The following is an 18,251-nucleotide window of genomic DNA, read 5'->3' on the forward strand; positions in this document are numbered from 1 at the left end:
GCCGCGGGCCGGTGAAAGCACTGCGCTTGTATCGAGTTGTTATCCGACGCTCTGCTGGGCACGGCGTGCTTTTGATGTCGTGGCCGGGCAAGTCGGGTAGAATGCGCGCCCGGTTTTTGGAGATGATCATGACCCTGCTCAAATTCAGCGATGTGTCCCTTGCGTTCGGCGCCATGCCGTTGCTGGACAAGGTTTCCTGGCAGATCGCCCGTGGCGAGCGGGTCTGCATCATCGGCCGCAACGGCACGGGCAAGTCGAGCATGCTGCGCCTGGTCAAGGGTGAGCAGAAGCCCGATGACGGTGATATCTGGCGCGCCCCGGGGCTGAAAATCGGCGAGCTGCCGCAGGAGCTGCCGGTGGCGGACGAGCGTAGCGTGTTCGATGTGGTGGCCGCTGGCCTGGATGGCGTGGGCGAGCTGCTGGCCGAGTACCATCACTTGAGCCAGAACATTCAGGGCGACGAAGATCTGGAAAAGCTCATGCATGTCCAGCATGAGCTGGAAGCTCGCGACGGCTGGCGTTTGCAGCAGGTGGTGGAGAGCACCCTCAGCCGCCTGCAGTTGCCCGCGGACAAGACCCTGGCCGAGCTTTCCGGTGGCTGGCGTCGCCGCGTCCTGCTGGCCCAGGCACTGGTGTCCGAGCCCGATCTGCTGCTGCTCGACGAGCCGACCAACCACCTGGATATCGGCGCCATCGCCTGGCTGGAAGAGGCTCTGAGTGGTTTCAACGGCGCGGTGCTGTTCATCACCCACGACCGTTCCTTCCTGCAGAACCTGGCCACGCGCATTCTCGAACTGGACCGGGGCGGATTGATCGACTGGAACGGCGACTACGCCAGCTTCCTCGTGCACAAGGAGGCCGAACTGGCCGCCGAGGCTACCGCCAACGCGCTGTTCGACAAGCGCTTGGCCCAGGAAGAAGTGTGGATCCGCCAGGGCATCAAGGCCCGGCGTACCCGCAACGAAGGCCGCGTGCGAGCGCTCAAGGCGCTGCGCGTGGAGCGCGGTGAGCGTCGTGAGCGCCAGGGCAAGGCCAACATCCAGATCGAAGTGGCGGACAAGTCCGGCAAGCAGGTCATGGTGCTGGAGAATGTCAGCTTCGCCCACCCGGGCGGGCCGAAGCTGGTCAAGGACTTTTCCATGGTGTTGCAGCGCGAAGATCGCATCGGTCTGCTCGGCGCCAACGGTACCGGCAAGACCACGCTGCTCAAGCTGATGCTGGGCGACCTGGAACCGACCGCCGGCAAGGTCGAGCGCGGCACCAAGCTGGAAGTGGCTTACTTCGACCAGATGCGCCATCAGCTGGACCTGGAAAAGACCGTCATCGACAACCTCGCCGAAGGGCGTGATTTCATCGAGATCGACGGCCAGAATCGCCATGTGCTCAGCTACCTCGGCGATTTCCTGTTCAGTCCGCAGCGTGCGCGCACGCCGGTCAAGGCGCTGTCCGGTGGCGAGCGTGCGCGGCTGCTGCTGGCCAAGCTGTTCAGCAAGCCGGCCAACCTGCTGGTGCTGGACGAGCCGACCAACGACCTGGATGTGGAAACCCTCGAGCTGCTCGAGGAAGTGCTTTCCAACTACAAGGGCACGGTGCTGATGGTCAGCCACGACCGGGCCTTCCTCGACAACGTCGTCACCAGCACGCTGGTGTTCGAGGGCGAGGGTGGCGTTCGTGAGTATGTCGGCGGTTACGAGGACTGGATTCGCCAGGGCGGCTCGCCGAAACTGCTGGGCGTGACCGAAAGCAAGGGCGGCAAGTCCGAACTGAACAGTGCCGTGGTGGCCAAGTCGGTGGATGAGGTGGTGTCTGCGCCGGTCGCCGCGCCTGTGGCCGATGCCAGCAAGAAGAAGCTCAGCTACAAGCTGCAGCGTGAGCTGGAGGCGTTGCCGGGGCAGATCGATGCGCTGGAGCGGCAGATGGCCGAGGTGCAGGAAGAGGTCAACGCCTCGAACTTCTACCAGCGCCCGATTGGCGAAACCTCCGCGGTGCTGGCCAAGCTGGAGAAGCTGCAGGCTGAGCTGGATGTGCTGGTGGAGCGCTGGGCCGAGCTGGAAGGCTGATTTCCTGGGCTGGCCTCTTCACGGTCAACCCCGCTCCCACAGGATTGCCGCTGCCTCAAGGGCAGTGATCAACCTGTGGGTGCGGGTTTACCCGCGAAGAGGCCGGACCGGCAAACTCATTCTTTCTTCTGCAACCGCACCGCCAGCACATCGCACGGCGCGCCATGCAGCACGTCATTGGCGGTGGAGCCCAGCAGTAATGCCAGGCCGTGGCGACCATGGCTGCCGACCACGATCAGGTCGCACTTCTGATCCTTGGCCAACTGGTGGATTTCCTGGCGAGGTTGGCCATAGACCAAGTGCGAATCACCTTTCTGGATGTCCGGATACTTGGTGAACAGGCGCTCCATGCGTTCCTTGGCCTGGTCGAACTGCTGCTGCTGAAGCTGCGAGAGGTCCATTGGCACGTCGCCGCCAAAGGCCATGGCCATCGGTTCGACGATATGCACCAGGGACACCTTGGCGCCACTTGCCAGGGCGATTACCTTGGCCCGCTTGATCACCGGGTCGCATTCCTCGGTCAGGTCGACGGCGACCAGAAGATGTTCATAGGACATGTGCAGTACTCCTGACAATCGCGATAGTAGAAGTATGGTCGCTTTCGGGGCGGGCGTTCGTGAAACCTGGGTAACCCGCTCATTTGCAACGCTTTATAAGGTCTACAGATATGACGGTATGGCTGGTGGTGTCAATCCTTGCAGTGATGCTCAGCCCGCTGGCCTGGTTGCGCCAGTCGCGCAAGCAGAGCGAGCAGATGAACCTGCGCCTTGAAGGCCGGCGCATGGGGCTGGCCATGCAGCTGGCGCCACAGCAGTGGCCGCACTGGCTGGAAAAGGAGCCGCCCAGCCCTTGTCCGCAATACCATCGGGCACGGCGCAAGGGGCGGGAGGACAGCTGGTGCTACTGGCAGATCACGCCCGGCGTGTGGTGGAACCAATGGCGTGAGCCTTGTGCGGATCCGCGTCTGAGCGAGGCCTTCGCGCGCCTGCCGGAAACCGTCTACAAGGTCGAGGCCGACAGCCGCATGATCGCGCTGTACTGGAGCGAGCGCGGCGAAAAATCTGTTTTGCAGGATATTGCCCAGACCCTCGACACCCTGGCCTGACCGCCGCCAACGTAAAACGGCGCGCCGGAGCAATTACGCTCCGACGCGCCGTTTTACGTTCTGCCATGCAGAAAAAGGCCAGGCAGGCCGGAAACACCTTCATTCAGACGCAGTGTAGCCATCGCCCGCGGATGCGTTTAGAAAAATGCAGCATTCAAGGCCGATGATGGTCTATCGCTGACATGAATGGTCGGCGATCACTGTCATCATGTTTCGTACCACGCACCTGGAATATGACTGGAAAGTCGCATTTTCACGGCGTTCGCGAGCATTTGACAACGCGGTTCTTTTCGGAGAATGTGTGCATACCCAAATCAAACGGGCGTATGAATTGAGCGTTTGTATGTCAGACGGCTCTTACAGAATCCCGATTAGCGCGCCGACGGGTGTGCCTGGGGCGAGGGACCGACAGACCGGCTCTCCCGCCAGCGATCGGCGTGTACAGTTCAGCTTCCATATCGTGGAGATCAGTTGATGATTTACGAAGGTAAAGCCATCACGGTTAAGGCTCTTGAAAGCGGCATCGTCGAACTGAAGTTCGACCTCAAGGGTGAGTCCGTCAACAAGTTCAACCGCCTCACCTTGAACGAACTGCGTCAGGCAGTGGATGCCATCAAGGCCGACGCTTCGGTCAAGGGCGTGATCGTCAGCAGCGGCAAGGACGTGTTCATCGTCGGCGCCGACATCACCGAATTCGTCGACAACTTCAAGCTGCCCGAGGCCGAACTGGTCGCCGGCAACCTGGAAGCCAACCGCATTTTCAGCGACTTCGAAGACCTGCAGGTGCCGACGGTCGTCGCCATCAACGGCATCGCCCTGGGCGGTGGCCTGGAGATGTGCCTGGCCGCCGACTACCGGGTCATGTCCAGCGCTGCCAAGATCGGCCTGCCCGAAGTGAAACTGGGGATCTACCCAGGCTTCGGCGGTACCGTACGCCTGCCGCGTCTGATCGGTTCGGACAACGCCATCGAGTGGATCGCCTCCGGCAAGGAAAACCGTGCCGAAGACGCCCTGAAAGTGGGCGCCGTCGATGCGGTGGTCGCGCCGGATCTGCTGCAGGCCGGTGCCCTGGACCTGATCAAGCGCGCCATCAGCGGCGAACTGGATTACAAGGCCAAGCGCCAGCCCAAGCTGGAAAAGCTCAAGCTCAACGCCATCGAGCAGATGATGGCCTTCGAGACCGCCAAGGGCTTCGTCGCCGGCCAGGCCGGACCGAACTACCCCGCGCCAGTCGAAGCCATCAAGACCATCCAGAAAGCCGCCAACTTCGGCCGTGACAAGGCCCTGGAAGTCGAAGCCGCAGGCTTCGCCAAGCTGGCCAAGACTTCGGTCGCCGAAAGCCTGATCGGCTTGTTCCTGAACGACCAGGAGCTCAAGCGCAAGGCCAAGGCTCACGATGAAATCGCCCACGAGGTGAAACAGGCCGCCGTGCTCGGCGCTGGCATCATGGGGGGTGGCATCGCCTACCAGTCGGCGGTCAAGGGCACCCCGATCCTGATGAAGGATATCCGCGAGGAAGCCATCCAGCTGGGCCTGAACGAAGCCTCCAAGCTGCTCGGCAAGCGCGTCGAGAAGGGTCGCCTGACCCCGGCGAAGATGGCCGAGGCGCTTAATGCCATTCGTCCGACCCTCTCCTACGGCGATTTCGCCAACGTCGACATCGTCGTCGAGGCCGTGGTCGAGAACCCGAAGGTCAAGCAGGCGGTGCTGGCCGAAGTGGAAGGCCAGGTGAAGGAAGATGCCATCCTGGCCTCCAACACCTCGACCATTTCCATCAACCTGCTGGCCAAGGCGCTCAAGCGTCCGGAAAACTTCGTCGGCATGCACTTCTTCAACCCGGTGCACATGATGCCGCTGGTCGAAGTCATCCGCGGCGAGAAGTCCAGCGAAGTCGCGGTCGCGACTACCGTCGCCTACGCCAAGAAGATGGGCAAGAACCCGATCGTGGTCAACGACTGCCCGGGCTTCCTGGTCAACCGTGTTCTGTTCCCGTACTTCGGCGGCTTCGCCAAGCTGGTCAGCGCCGGCGTCGACTTCGTGCGCATCGACAAGGTGATGGAGAAGTTCGGCTGGCCGATGGGCCCGGCCTACCTGATGGACGTGGTCGGCATCGACACCGGCCACCACGGCCGCGATGTAATGGCCGAGGGCTTCCCGGACCGCATGAAGGATGATCGCCGCTCCGCCGTCGACGCCCTCTACGAGGCCAATCGCCTGGGCCAGAAGAACGGCAAGGGCTTCTACGCCTACGAGACCGACAAGCGCGGCAAGCCGAAGAAAGTCTTCGATGCCACCGTGCTCGACGTGCTCAAGCCGATCGTCTTCGAACAGCGTGAGGTCAGCGACGAGGACATCATCAACTGGATGATGGTGCCGCTGTGCCTGGAGACCGTGCGTTGCCTGGAAGACGGTATCGTCGAGACCGCCGCCGAAGCCGACATGGGCCTGGTCTACGGCATCGGTTTCCCTCCCTTCCGTGGTGGCGCGCTGCGCTACATCGATTCGATCGGGGTCGCCGAGTTCGTCGCACTGGCCGACAAGTACGCCGACCTGGGGCCGCTGTATCACCCCACTGCGAAGCTGCGCGAAATGGCCAAGAACGGCCAGCGCTTCTTCAACTGAGCGCCCAACGAGCTAGAGCGAGAATATTGATATGAGCCTGAATCCAAGAGACGTGGTGATTGTCGACTTCGGTCGCACGCCGATGGGCCGTTCCAAAGGTGGCATGCACCGCAATACCCGTGCCGAGGACCTGTCTGCGCACCTGATCAGCAAGCTGCTGGAGCGCAACGACAAGATCGACCCGAAAGAAGTCGAGGACGTGATCTGGGGCTGCGTCAACCAGACCCTGGAGCAGGGTTGGAACGTCGCGCGCATGGCCTCGCTGATGACCCAGATTCCGCACACCGCCGCGGCGCAGACCGTCAGCCGGCTGTGCGGTTCGTCGATGAGCGCGCTGCACACCGCCGCCCAGGCGATCATGACCGGCAACGGTGATGTGTTCGTGGTCGGTGGCGTGGAGCACATGGGCCACGTCAGCATGATGCACGGCGTCGACCCCAACCCGCACCTGTCCTTGTACGCCGCCAAGGCTTCCGGGATGATGGGCCTCACCGCCGAGATGCTCGGCAAGATGCACGGCATCACCCGTGAGCAACAGGACCTGTTCGGCCTGCGTTCGCACCAGCTCGCCCACAAGGCGACGGTCGAAGGCAAGTTCAAGGATGAGATCATCCCGATCCAGGGCTACGACGAGAACGGCTTCCTGAAGGTCTTCGACTACGACGAGACCATTCGCCCGGAAACCACCCTCGAAGGCCTGGCGTCGCTGAAACCGGCGTTCAACCCCAAAGGCGGTACCGTGACTGCCGGCACCTCGTCGCAGATCACCGACGGCGCCTCGTGCATGATCGTCATGTCCGGCCAGCGCGCCATGGACCTGGGCATCCAGCCGTTGGCCGTGATTCGTTCCATGGCCGTGGCGGGTGTCGATCCGGCGATCATGGGCTATGGTCCGGTCCCGGCGACGCAGAAAGCCCTCAAGCGAGCAGGCCTGACCATCGCCGATATCGACTTCTTCGAGCTCAACGAGGCCTTCGCCGCACAGGCCCTGCCGGTGCTGAAGGATCTGAAAGTGCTCGACAAGATGGATGAGAAGGTTAACCTGCACGGCGGCGCCATCGCACTGGGTCACCCGTTCGGTTGCTCGGGGGCGCGGATTTCCGGCACCCTGCTCAACGTCATGAAGCAAAATGGCGGCACCCTGGGCGTGGCGACCATGTGCGTCGGCCTGGGTCAAGGCATCACCACTGTCTTCGAACGCGTCTGATCGCGTCGCATGACAGCAGCCGGGGCCATGTGCCCCGGCTTTTGTTTTTTACAGGATTTGTTCAAGAGGGCGAGCGACATGCAGATACAACCTGGTGTGTACCGGCATTACAAGGGCCCTGAGTACCGCGTGTTCAGCGTGGCACGCCATTCCGAGAGCGAGGAGTGGATGGTGTTCTATCAGTGCCTGTATGGTGATTACAGCTTCTGGGTGAGACCGCTTTGCATGTTCCAGGAGTCCGTCGAGGTTGACGGCGAGCAAGTGCCACGCTTTGCTTTGGTCAGGGCCGAAGAGGGCTTGCCCGAGCTGCGTGGCAAGGCACAAGAGTGATCGACCGCGCTTGACCTCGCACTTTCGCCACTATATATAGCGGTGCCGCGTCTGGCACCTGACGCGTTTTTCATCTTCAGATTCAGGAATACTCCGATCCATGGGCAAATCGCTGGTCATTGTGGAATCCCCGGCCAAGGCCAAGACCATCAACAAGTACCTGGGCAGCCAGTACGTGGTGAAGTCGAGTATCGGCCACATCCGTGACCTTCCCACCAGCGGTTCCGCCAGTGCGAGCAAGGAACCGGCGGCCAAGCGTGGCAAGACCGCGGGCGAGGCTCCGGCCTTGTCGCCGAAGGAGAAGGCACGCCGTACCCTGGTTGCGCGCATGGGCGTCGACCCCGAGGCGGGCTGGAAGGCCAAGTACGAAATCCTTCCCGGCAAGGAGAAGGTGATCGAAGAACTGCGCCGCCTGGCCAAGGATGCCGACACCATCTATCTCGCAACCGACTTGGACCGCGAAGGGGAGGCCATCGCCTGGCACCTGCGCGAAGCCATCGGTGGCGACGACAGCCGCTACAAGCGCGTGGTGTTCAACGAAATCACCAAGAAAGCCATCCAGGAAGCCTTCTCCCAGCCGGGCGAGCTCGATATCGATCGGGTCAACGCCCAGCAGGCGCGTCGTTTCCTCGACCGTGTGGTCGGCTACATGGTTTCTCCGCTGCTGTGGGCCAAGATCGCCCGTGGCCTGTCCGCTGGCCGTGTGCAGTCGGTGGCGGTGAAGCTGGTGGTCGAGCGTGAGCGCGAGATCCGTGCGTTCAACCCGGAGGAATACTGGGAGGTGCACGCCGACCTGGGCACCGCCAAGAACGCCAAGGTGCGTTTCGAGGTGGCCCGCGAGAAAGGCGAGGCGTTCAAGCCGCTCAATGAAGCGCAGGCCATGGCCGCGCTGGAGAAGCTCAAGTCCTCCAGCTACAGCGTAAGCAAGCGCGAGGACCGACCGACCAGCAGCAAGCCTTCGGCACCGTTCATTACCTCCACCCTGCAGCAGGCCGCGAGCAACCGCCTGGGCTTCGGGGTGAAGAAGACCATGATGATGGCCCAGCGTCTGTACGAAGCCGGTTACATCACCTACATGCGTACCGACTCGACCAACCTGTCGACCGACGCGGTCGAGATGGCGCGCAACTACATCGAGAACGAATTCGGCAAGCAGTACCTGCCCGCCGCGCCGATCGTCTACGGCAGCAAGGAAGGTGCCCAGGAGGCGCACGAAGCGATCCGTCCATCGGACGTGAGCACCCACCCGAGCAAGCTCAGCGGCATGGAGCGTGATGCCGAGCGCCTGTACGAGCTGATCTGGCGCCAGTTCCTGGCCTGCCAGATGCCGCCCGCGCAGTACCTCTCCACCAGTGTCACCGTGGTGGCCGGCGACTTCGAGCTGCGCGCCAAGGGCCGTATTCTCAAGTTCGACGGTTACACCCGTGTCCTGCCGCAGCAGAGCAAGCCTGGCGAGGATGACGTGCTGCCGGAAATGGCCCAGGGCGAGGTGCTCAAGCTGATCCAGCTCGATCCTAGCCAGCACTTCACCAAGCCGCCGGCGCGCTTCACCGAAGCCAGCCTGGTCAAGGAGATGGAAAAGCGCGGTATCGGCCGTCCATCGACCTATGCGGCGATCATTTCCACCATTCAGGACCGTGGCTACGTCACCCTGCACAACCGTCGGTTCTATTCCGAGAAGATGGGCGACATCGTCACCGAGCGGCTGTCGGAGAGTTTCGCCAACCTGATGGACTACGGCTTCACCGCCGGCATGGAAGAGAACCTCGACGACGTCGCGCAAGGTGAGCGTGACTGGAAGAACGTGCTCGACGAGTTCTATGGCGATTTCAGCAAGAAGCTGCTGACCGCCGAGTCCACTGAACACGGCATGCGTGCCAATCAGCCGACCCTGACCAACATTCCATGCAAGGAATGCGGTCGCCCGATGATGATCCGCACCGCCTCCACCGGTGTGTTCCTTGGTTGCTCGGGTTACAGCCTGCCGCCGAAAGAGCGTTGCAAGGCAACCGTCAACCTGGTGCCGGGTGATGAGATCGCGGCCGACGACGAGGGTGAGTCCGAGTCGCTGGTGCTGCGTGGCAAGCACCGTTGTCCGATCTGCTCGACGGCGATGGACGCCTACCTGCTCGACGAGAAGCGCAAGCTGCATATCTGCGGTAATAACCCGGACTGCGCGGGCTACGAGATCGAAGAGGGTAGCTACCGTATCAAAGGGTACGAAGGCCCGAGCCTGGAATGCGACAAGTGCGGCAGCGAGATGCAGCTCAAGACTGGCCGTTTCGGCAAGTTCTTCGGTTGCACCAACCCGGCGTGCAAGAACACCCGCAAGCTGCTCAAGAGCGGCGAGGCGGCGCCGCCGAAGATGGACAAGGTGGACATGCCGGAGCTCAAGTGCGAGAAGGTCGATGACACCTACGTGCTGCGCGATGGTGCCTCGGGTCTGTTCCTGGCGGCCAGCCAGTTCCCGAAAAACCGCGAGACGCGCGCGCCGCTGGTGCTGGAAATCATCCCGCACAAGCATGAGATCGATCCGAAGTACCACTTCCTCTGCGACGCACCGCAGAAGGACCCGGACGGTCGTCCGGCGGTGATCCGCTACAGCCGCAAGACCAAGGAGCAGTACGTGCAGTCCGAGGTCGACGGCAAGCCGACCGGCTGGAAGGCGTTCTACGACGGCAAGGCGTGGAAGGTCGAAGACAAGCGCTGATCCGAGTCTCAGGCTCATCGCGGGGCAAGCCCGCTCCCACGAGGTTGAATAACACCCGTGGGAGCGGGCTTGCCCCGCGATCGTTTGTGCTTGCGGTAACGCCGGACAATCCCCGACACTGCGATATCGCCTTGTTGCCCATGGGAGGTCATGGAAAATGGCCCAGGAACTCTACACTCGCACCAACCAGAAACTGTTCTTCGCCGGGCTTGCCCTGGAGTCCATGGCCAAGGCTGCCGACAGCCAGGCGATGAACGCCCAGGGACTGATCCAGGCCGAGCGCGAGTCGGCGCTGTTTCACCTGTATGGCGCGCTGCTTGGCCTTTGCCATGAGATCGCTGGTTTCTACCGCTTGCCGGTGGTGGCCACGGTCGAGCAGGCGCTGTCCGATGATGCGCTCGATCGCATCGCCATCCCCGAGGTGGCCGAAATGCTCGAGCTGGTCCGCCATCGGCAAACCTGGCTGGCACAATTGCTGGCGGCTTATGCCGATTTGTTCAGACCGCCGGTCGCGAAGAAAATCGTGAAAGGCGACGTTACCCAGCCGTTGATCCAGGCCGTCAATCTGGACGAGCCAGAGCCGGTCGAGCTTTCCAGGGAGGAGCTTGAGGCCTGGCGAGGGAGCCTGAAAGACCTGGTGAGACGATTCCGCGACGCGTTGAGTGAGTGCTGATGGCGTTCATGGCTGGTACACTACTGGCCTTTCGTGAAAAGCAGGCCCTTTATGTCAACGTCCTTTCTAGAAATCGTCGAGTTGCCTGATGGCCGGATCGAGCTGCGCCGCGCCGAAGATGAAGGCTCCCTGGTAACCTTGGACTTCTCCGAGGACGCCAAGGCATTCCTGCAAGGACAGCATGTGGAAGTGGCCAAGGCCATGCTGAGTGTTGGCGTGCAAATGGCCGGTCGCCTTGTCGAGGGCGACCTGGAGCGCGACGAGGGGCCGCGCGTCCTTCACTGAGTCACCTTGAGGCTTCAAGGTTTCAAGCGTTTGACAGGCAAAGCCTGAACATCAGCCGAGGCGGATGTTCAGGCTTTGTGCGTTTCCAATGGCGGCGGCGCGTTGCAGTTGTTGGCGAGCACTGCTGTTGATGGTGCCGAGCCAGCTGACCACGGTGTGGCTGCGACCGAGGCGCAGGGCTTCGCAGGCCAGCTGCAGGGCGGTCTGGTTGCCGCCGGGTTGCAACAGCAGGATGCGTTCACGGTTGAGGCCGGCATCACGCAGCCAGGTCTGGGTCAGGCTGCCAGGCGGGGCGATCAGTGTCAGCCAGCGGTTGTCGTCCTCTTCGCTGAGTTCACGCAGCACAGGCGCCAGCAGGCTCTGGCAATGCCCGGGCGCGCCGCGCAGGGCCAGCTCGCTGAACAGCTCGGGCTGGCTGCCTTTGCGCGGCGCTTCGCTGGGCTTGAGGCCCGGTAGTACCGGCTGGGCGAGGAAAGCCTCGAACAGCGGCAGCTGGGTTTGCTGGGGTGCATGGGTGATCGGCTGCATGACGCCTCCTGGTTTCAGCGGCGAAGGACGCCGACGCTCAAGCCCTCGATCACCAGTTCCTGTGCTTGCAGGTCGACTTCGATAGGGGCGAATTCGGGATTTTCGGCGATCAGCCAGACCTTGTTGCCTTCGCGCTTGAAGCGCTTGACCGTCACTTCGTCACCGATGCGGGCCACCACGACCTGGCCGTTGCGGGCTTCGCGGGTGGTGTGCACGGCGAGCAGGTCGCCGTCGAAGATGCCGATGTCCTTCATGCTCATGCCGTGCACGCGCAGCAGGTAGTCGGCGCGGGGATGGAAGAAGGCCGGGTTGATGTTGCAGGATTCTTCGATGTGCTGCTCGGCGAGGATCGGCGCACCGGCGGCCACGCGACCGATGATCGGCAGGCCGTTGTCGTCGTTCTTCGGCTCGAGGCCAGGGATACGGATGCCGCGGGATGCGCCGGGGGTCATCTCGATGGCGCCCTTGCGGGCCAGGGCCTTGAGGTGCTCCTCGGCGGCATTGGGCGATTTGAAGCCCAGTTCCTGCGCGATCTCGGCACGGGTCGGTGGGAAGCCGTTGTCTTCGAGGCAGCGTTTGATGAAAGCCAGAATCTCGGCTTGGCGTGGCGTCAGTTTCAGCATGGGCGAGGGCTCTGTCTTTTTATACAGTGACTGGGATTATATACAGTAAGAGGCCAGCCGCAAGCTGCAAGCTGCAAGAAATAGCGAGCGCCGGGCACCTCTTGTCGCTTGCAGCTTGCAGCTTGGCGCTTTTAAATGGCGACCGACCGGTCACCCAGCCTTGACATCGACAGGCCTGAAACGTATGTTTCAAACAACTGTTTGTCAGGCGGAGTAGTCATGGCTCAATCGGAAACCGTTGAACGCATCCTCGATGCGGCGGAACAGCTGTTCGCGGAGCGCGGTTTCGCGGAAACCTCATTGAGGCTGATCACCAGCAAGGCCGGGGTCAACCTGGCGGCGGTGAACTACCATTTCGGCTCCAAGAAAGCCTTGATCCAGGCGGTATTCTCGCGCTTCCTCGGCCCTTTCTGCGCCAGCCTCGAGCGTGAGCTCGAGCGTCGCCAGGCGCGCCCCGAGCAGAAGGCCAGCCTCGAGGAATTGCTGGAAATGCTGGTCGAGCAGGCGCTCGCGGTGCAGCCGCGCAGCAACAACGACCTGTCCATCTTCATGCGTTTGCTGGGGCTGGCGTTCAGCCAGAGCCAGGGTCACCTGCGCCGTTACCTTGAAGACATGTACGGCAAGGTGTTCCGTCGCTACATGCTCCTGGTCAACGAAGCCGCCCCCAACATTCCTCCGCTCGAGCTGTTCTGGCGTGTGCACTTCATGCTGGGGGCCGCCGCGTTCAGCATGTCGGGGATCAAGGCGCTGCGCGCCATTGCCGAAACCGATTTCGGCATCAACACCTCGATCGAGCAGGTGATGCGCCTGATGGTGCCGTTCCTGGCCGCCGGCATGCGCGCCGACAGCGGCGTCACCGACCAAGCCATGGCCGCCGCCCAGCTGCGCCCACGCAGCAAGTCCGGTACGACCGTCAAGGCCTGAACACTGGGCGCAACGGGGCGCTTCGGCTAAGCTAGCGCCCCATGCTCGACCTCGCCTTGAGCCGCTGCGATTGCGGCGCTTTCCCTTGCACACTGAACCTATGGGCCGCTGGCTGTCCCATGAGAGTGTGTGCCTGTCGGGCTCTCCTGGATCTGCAATGTAAGGACTCGCTATGACCGCCAGCCTCCAAGGCTCCCTGATGGTGGATATCGCCGGCCATTGGCTGAACGCCGAAGACCGCCATCTGCTGCGCCAGCCCGAAGTGGCCGGCCTGATCATCTTCGCTCGCAATATCGACAGCCCGCGCCAGGTGCGCGAGCTGTGCGCGTCGATTCGTGCGATTCGTCCCGACCTCATTCTCGCCGTCGACCAGGAAGGTGGCCGGGTGCAGCGCCTGCGCCAGGGCTTCGTGCGCTTGCCGGCCATGCGTGCCATCGCCGATAACGCCAACGCCGATTACCTGGCCGAGCAGTGCGGCTGGCTGATGGCGACCGAAGTGCTGGCAGTGGGGCTGGACCTGAGCTTCGCGCCGGTGCTGGACCTCGACCACCAGCGCAGCGCGGTGGTCGGCAGTCGTGCCTTCGAGGGGGACCCCGAGCGCGCCACCCGGTTGGCGGGAGCTTTCATTCGCGGCATGAATGCCGCCGGCATGGCGGCCTGTGGCAAGCATTTCCCGGGGCATGGCTGGGCCGAGGCCGACTCGCATGTGGCGATCCCGGTCGACGAGCGCAGCCTGGAGCAGCTGCGCGCCGCCGACCTGGTGCCGTTCAGCCGCCTGAGCGGGCAGCTGGCGGCGGTGATGCCGGCACATGTCATCTATCCGCAGGTCGACAACCAACCGGCCGGCTTCTCCCGGCGCTGGTTGCAGGACATCCTGCGCGGCGAGCTGGGCTTCGACGGAGTGATCTTCAGCGATGACCTATCCATGGCCGGTGCCCACGTGGTGGGCGATGCCGCCAGTCGCATCGAGGCGGCCCTGAGCGCCGGTTGCGACATGGGCCTGGTGTGCAACGACCGGGCGGCGGCGGAGCTGGCGTTGAGCGCGGCGCAGCGGATGAAGGTCAAGCCGTCGCCACGGATCGCGCGGATGCGTGGGCAGGGCTTTGCGCGTACCGACTACCGCCAGCAGCCGCGTTGGTTGGAGGCGTTGGGGGCGTTGAAGGACGCCCAGCTGGTCGATTGACCGCGTTGGCTTCTTCGCGGGTAAACCCGCTCCCACAGGTTATACGTCGCTCTCAAGGAATACGCCGTCCCTGTGGGAGCGGGTTTACCCGCGAAGAGGCCGGCACGGGAAAAGCCTGGCTTAACGCCCGCGCTTGCCCGGCAACGGCGCGAACAGCGCGTCGATCTCGTCATCTCCCAGCCGCCATTGCCCGGCTTGCCCGCCATCGAGCAGCCCGGCCGCCAGTGCCGCCTTCTCCTGCTGCAGCTGCTGGATCTTTTCCTCCACCGTGCCCCGGGTGATCAGCTTGAACACGAACACCGGCTTGTCCTGGCCAATGCGGTAGGCGCGGTCGGTGGCCTGGTTCTCGCTGGCCGGGTTCCACCATGGGTCATAGTGGATCACGGTGTCGGCGGCGGTCAGATTCAACCCGGTGCCACCAGCCTTGAGGCTGATCAGGAACACCTCGCTGTCGCCGTTCTGGAACTGCTGGACCGGCGCGCGGCGGTCACGGGTGTCGCCGGTCAGCAGGCTGTAGCGGATGCCGCGCTTCTCCAGTTCGAACTCGATCAGCGCGAGCATCGAGGTGAACTGCGAGAACAGCAGGACCTTGCGTCCCTCGCTGAGCAACTCCTCGAGCATCTCCAGCAGGCTGCCCAGCTTGCCCTTGTCGGCGAACGTGCCCTTGGTCTCGGTGCCCTTGACCAGGCGCAGGTCGCAGCACACCTGGCGCAGCTTGAGCAGCGCGTCGAGGATGACGATCTGGCTGCGGGCGGCGCCGTTGCGGGCGATTTCGTCGCGGACCTTCTTGTCCATCGCCACCCGCACCGCTTCGTAGGTGTCGCGCTGGGCGTCGCTGAGCTCGACCCAGTGGATCATCTCGGTCTTGGCTGGCAGCTCGGTGGCCACCTGCTCCTTGGTGCGGCGCAGCAGGAACGGGCGGATGCGGCTGGCCAGGTGGGCCATGCGCTCGCCGTCGCCATGACGCTCGATCGGGGTGCGGTAGTCCTGGGTGAAGCGCTTGCTGTCGCCAAGCCAGCCGGGCATCAGGAAGTGGAAGATCGACCACAGCTCGCCGAGGTTGTTCTCCATCGGCGTGCCGGTCAGGCACAGGCGTTGGTCGGCCTGCAGTTCGCGCACGGCCTGGGCGGCCTTGCTGGTGCTGCTCTTGATGTTCTGCGCCTCGTCCAGCACCAGCAGGTGCCATGGCTGACCCTTGAGGTGCTCCAGGTCGCGGGGGACGAGGGCATAGGTGGTCAGTACCAGGTCGTAGTCGGCAAGGTTGGCGAAGTGCTTGTTGCGGCCAGGGCCGTGCAGGGCCAGGACGCGCAGGTCGGGGGCGAAGCGCCGGGCTTCGTCGAGCCAGTTCGGGACCAGGCTGGTGGGCATCACCGCCAGCGCCGGAGAGGCGAGGCGCCCGGCCTCTTTCTCCAGCAGCAGATGGGCGAGGGTCTGCAGGGTCTTGCCCAGGCCCATGTCGTCGCCGAGGATGCCGCCGGTACCCATTTCGCGCAGGGCCTGCAACCAGTTCAGGCCTTGCTGCTGGTAGGGGCGCAATGTGGCGTTCAGGCCCTTGGGTGGCGCCACTTGCAGGTCGCGGGCATCGCGCAGGCGCCGGCCCAGGTCGCGAACCTCGCTGCCGCCTTGCCATTGCAGTGGCAGGTGGTCGATCTCGTTCAGGCGGGCGGCATCGGCGCGCTCCAGGCGCAGGCTTGGGCCGACGGCGTGTTCGTGCAGGTACAGCTCGCCAAGGGTGCCCATCACGGCCTTGATCCGCCCGTAGGGCAGGGCGACGCGCAGCGCCGGACTGTCGTGGCGGGCGCGGTTGAGGTCGAGCAGCAGGTGCTCGTCGTCACTGCGTCGCGCCAGTTCGCTGGGGCGCAACAGCTCGGGGCTGGCGCGCAGCAACTGCAGGACGATGGGCAGCAGGCTGTGGCGTTGGCCATCGACGACGATGCCCAGTTCCAGGTCGAACCACTCGTGGCCTGGTGCTTCGTCGATGGTGGCGTACCAGTCGTCGACCTCGTGCAGGTTGAAGGCGAAGTCGCGGAGCACATCGATGGTCCAGCCGGCCTCGCGCAGGCGTGGCAGGCCCTCGCGGGCGAAGCGCAGCCAGGCTTCGTCGTCGGTCAGCTGGTACATCTCGCCAGCGCTGTCGGGCAGGGCTTTGCTCTGGCGGGTGGCGGGCCTGAAGCCATGCTCGCGCAACACCTTGCGCAGGGCCTGCTCGGCCTGGGGGTGGCGACGGATGCGTTGGCTGGTGCTGCCCACCAGGCGACTCAGCGGCTTGTCGTCGTTGCCGCTGGCGCGCAGGCCGTCATAGTCGAACGCCAGCGCGGCGCGATGCTGCATCTGCCGTTGCATGCGCCCGGTCTTGGGCATGTAGGCGCTGAACTCGAGGCTGCCGAGGGTCAGGTGCGGGGTCGGCTCGAGGTCGTCGAGCAGCTCCTGTTGCACGGTGGTGGGTGTGGGCAGGTGATGATTGAGGGCGTTGAGCTTGTGGCTGAGGGGCACGATGAGGTGTTCCGGTACATCAGGAGCAAGGGACAGCTGCAGGGCGGTGTGCGGCTCGAGGTCGTGGGTCACGATGCCGACCTCCTTGCTGTCGACATCGAAGTAGTACAGCGGGACCAGTGGCAGCACGCAGTTCAGGCGCTCTTCGCCGTTGTACCACATGCCCCGGTAGTCGCCGTTGTCCAGGCGTACCCAGCGGAAGTCCGCCTGGCGCGGCGCGCCCTGCACCAGCAGGGGCAGTTCTTCGATGAACAGCAGGCGCCCGGTATCCAGTGCCCGCTGCAGCAGCTCACCGCCCTCGTGGCCCTTTAGCGCGTAGCCGCGCTCATGGCCGTAGGGCACGGTCTGCGCCGAGAGCTGGCGCAGGATGCGCAGGTCTTCGTCCTTGACGAACTTGGGGGGCTCGTAGAGCAATTCATACAGGGACTGGATGCGGCTGTAGCGAATGCCGTGCTCGTCGCGGGTGCCTTTGCGCACGCGCAGGGCGCAGTTTTCGTCACCGTTGAGCAGCAGCTGGTAGCAGACCATGCGTCCGCGCTTGTCTTCAACGGCTTCCTGGGCCGGGGGCGACTGGGCCAGGCTCTGCAGCCAGTGTTGCAGGTGATGGGGTAGCTGATCGCTCGGCGTCGTGCCGCCCTGGTAGGTATTGGCCAGGGTGAACAGCACGGCGGCGCAGTGCTTGCAGTTCTCGCCAACCGGGCAGGAGCAACTGCCGCGTACATGGCACTGCCCGGATGGCCCGGCAGTGATGATGATTCGTTGGCGGTAGATATTGCTGCCGCTGCCGCGGCAGGTAGCCTCGATGCGCGAGTCGCCGTGGGACTGGATGTTCACCAGCCCCTGTTCGGCGTAGCGTTCGCCGCGTTGCAGGGTGGCTGCGGAAAAGTCGTGCTTCCAGCTCGGGTTCTCGGCTGCCAGCTTCTGCACATCGGCGTTCACGATTTCACTGCTCCATCATTTCCGGATCCGGCAACGGGATTTTGCGCATGCCGGCTGGCGAGACCTTGAGCAGCAGTGCCAGGTGCCCGCCATCGAGGAAGGTCAGCTGGCCGGCTTTCATGTTGCTGTTGCTCTGCTTGAACTGCTCGCTGCGCAGCACGCCGCCGTTGGCGTCGAGCTGGTTGACCCAGAAGTTGGCGTCGACGGCGATGAAGCGATCTTCGCTGATGCGCAGGTTGCCTTCGATCGGGAAGTGGCCGAACTGTTCGTCGCCGACGCCCACGGCGACCGTGCTGGCGTCCTGTTGCCAGGCCTTGTGCAGCAGTACCGTGTAGTCGGCGGTGGCCTGCAGGCGGGTGACTTCGTCACCCAGCGCGGTCGGGCGCTCGGCGCCTTTGTCCAGGCGCGGCGCGCCGGCGCTCCAGTCCTCCGGGGCGAACGGACTGGTGAACGCCGCCACGGCGTTCTGCCGCACCAGGATCATTTCCACCTGATAGGGGCCTGCGGCGAAGGCTGGCGGCGCGAACAGCGTCAGCAGCAGGGTCAGGCAACGGATGGCACGCATGAAG

At 63.7% G+C, this 18,251-nt stretch carries 15 protein-coding genes; 10 read left to right on the top strand and 5 right to left on the bottom strand.

Going from position 1 to position 18,251, the window contains the following annotated elements; translation table 11 throughout:
• The first annotated feature begins 128 nt into the window (after positions 1–128).
• Entirely contained in the window at positions 129–2,060 is a 1,932-nt protein-coding gene (locus tag N5D48_RS03525; protein ID WP_279881082.1) for an ATP-binding cassette domain-containing protein, read from the top strand.
• Between the two features lie 116 nt (positions 2,061–2,176).
• Here the strand turns inward: N5D48_RS03525 and N5D48_RS03530 are convergent, their stop codons facing one another.
• Entirely contained in the window at positions 2,177–2,617 is a 441-nt protein-coding gene (locus N5D48_RS03530) for a universal stress protein (protein ID WP_279881084.1), read from the bottom strand.
• Between the two features lie 110 nt (positions 2,618–2,727).
• Here N5D48_RS03530 and N5D48_RS03535 point away from each other — a divergent pair, with 110 nt between their 5' ends.
• From N5D48_RS03535 to N5D48_RS03565, 7 genes are all read left to right on the top strand, one after another.
• Positions 2,728–3,165 carry a hypothetical protein gene (locus tag N5D48_RS03535; protein WP_279881086.1) on the top strand — a complete coding sequence of 146 codons (438 nt, stop codon included), beginning with the start codon at positions 2,728–2,730 and terminating at the stop codon, positions 3,163–3,165.
• 474 nt (positions 3,166–3,639) lie between these two features.
• Positions 3,640–5,787, top strand: a complete 2,148-nt coding sequence (gene fadB / locus N5D48_RS03540; RefSeq protein ID WP_279881088.1) for a fatty acid oxidation complex subunit alpha FadB — start codon at positions 3,640–3,642, stop codon at positions 5,785–5,787.
• Positions 5,788–5,818: 31 nt separating this feature from the next.
• Positions 5,819–6,994 carry an acetyl-CoA C-acyltransferase FadA gene (fadA, locus tag N5D48_RS03545; RefSeq protein WP_279881091.1) on the top strand — a complete coding sequence of 392 codons (1,176 nt, stop codon included), beginning with the start codon at positions 5,819–5,821 and terminating at the stop codon, positions 6,992–6,994.
• A gap of 78 nt (positions 6,995–7,072) precedes the next feature.
• The gene (locus tag N5D48_RS03550; RefSeq protein WP_279881094.1) at positions 7,073–7,324 is read left to right on the top strand and encodes a DUF1653 domain-containing protein; all 252 of its coding nucleotides are present in this window, start codon (positions 7,073–7,075) and stop codon (positions 7,322–7,324) included.
• A 100-nt stretch (positions 7,325–7,424) separates the two neighbouring features.
• Entirely contained in the window at positions 7,425–10,034 is a 2,610-nt protein-coding gene (gene topA, locus N5D48_RS03555) for a type I DNA topoisomerase (protein WP_279881096.1), read from the top strand.
• A 157-nt stretch (positions 10,035–10,191) separates the two neighbouring features.
• Positions 10,192–10,707, top strand: coding sequence for a DUF6586 family protein (locus tag N5D48_RS03560; protein ID WP_279881098.1), 516 nt, complete (start codon positions 10,192–10,194; stop codon positions 10,705–10,707).
• A gap of 51 nt (positions 10,708–10,758) precedes the next feature.
• Positions 10,759–10,992, top strand: a complete 234-nt coding sequence (locus tag N5D48_RS03565) for a hypothetical protein (RefSeq protein ID WP_279881101.1) — start codon at positions 10,759–10,761, stop codon at positions 10,990–10,992.
• Positions 10,993–11,043: 51 nt separating this feature from the next.
• On the opposite strand, the gene sulA is transcribed toward N5D48_RS03565, so the two are convergent.
• Positions 11,044–11,520 carry an SOS-induced cell division inhibitor SulA gene (gene sulA, locus N5D48_RS03570; RefSeq protein ID WP_279881103.1) on the bottom strand — a complete coding sequence of 159 codons (477 nt, stop codon included), beginning with the start codon at positions 11,518–11,520 and terminating at the stop codon, positions 11,044–11,046.
• Positions 11,521–11,534: 14 nt separating this feature from the next.
• On the bottom strand, positions 11,535–12,143 hold the full coding sequence (gene lexA, locus N5D48_RS03575; RefSeq protein WP_279881106.1) for a transcriptional repressor LexA: 609 nt from the start codon (positions 12,141–12,143) through the stop codon (positions 11,535–11,537).
• Between the two features lie 219 nt (positions 12,144–12,362).
• Between lexA and N5D48_RS03580 the strand changes: the two genes are divergently transcribed.
• Together N5D48_RS03580 and nagZ are read left to right on the top strand one after the other, a co-directional pair.
• The gene (locus tag N5D48_RS03580; protein ID WP_279881108.1) at positions 12,363–13,067 is read left to right on the top strand and encodes a TetR/AcrR family transcriptional regulator; all 705 of its coding nucleotides are present in this window, start codon (positions 12,363–12,365) and stop codon (positions 13,065–13,067) included.
• A gap of 172 nt (positions 13,068–13,239) precedes the next feature.
• The gene (gene nagZ, locus N5D48_RS03585) at positions 13,240–14,250 is read left to right on the top strand and encodes a beta-N-acetylhexosaminidase (RefSeq protein ID WP_279881111.1); all 1,011 of its coding nucleotides are present in this window, start codon (positions 13,240–13,242) and stop codon (positions 14,248–14,250) included.
• 120 nt (positions 14,251–14,370) lie between these two features.
• Here nagZ and N5D48_RS03590 read toward each other — a convergent pair whose 3' ends face one another.
• Positions 14,371–17,682: a DEAD/DEAH box helicase gene (locus N5D48_RS03590; RefSeq protein WP_279881113.1), complete on the bottom strand. Its 3,312-nt coding sequence runs from the start codon at positions 17,680–17,682 to the stop codon at positions 14,371–14,373.
• 4 nt (positions 17,683–17,686) lie between these two features.
• Positions 17,687–18,247 (bottom strand): CsiV family protein, encoded by a 561-nt coding sequence (locus N5D48_RS03595; RefSeq protein ID WP_279881115.1) that lies wholly within the window; start codon positions 18,245–18,247, stop codon positions 17,687–17,689.
• Positions 18,248–18,251: the final 4 nt, after the last annotated feature.

The organism is Pseudomonas sp. GD03858 (genome assembly GCF_029840925.1).
Taxonomy (GTDB): Bacteria; Pseudomonadota; Gammaproteobacteria; order Pseudomonadales; family Pseudomonadaceae; genus Aquipseudomonas.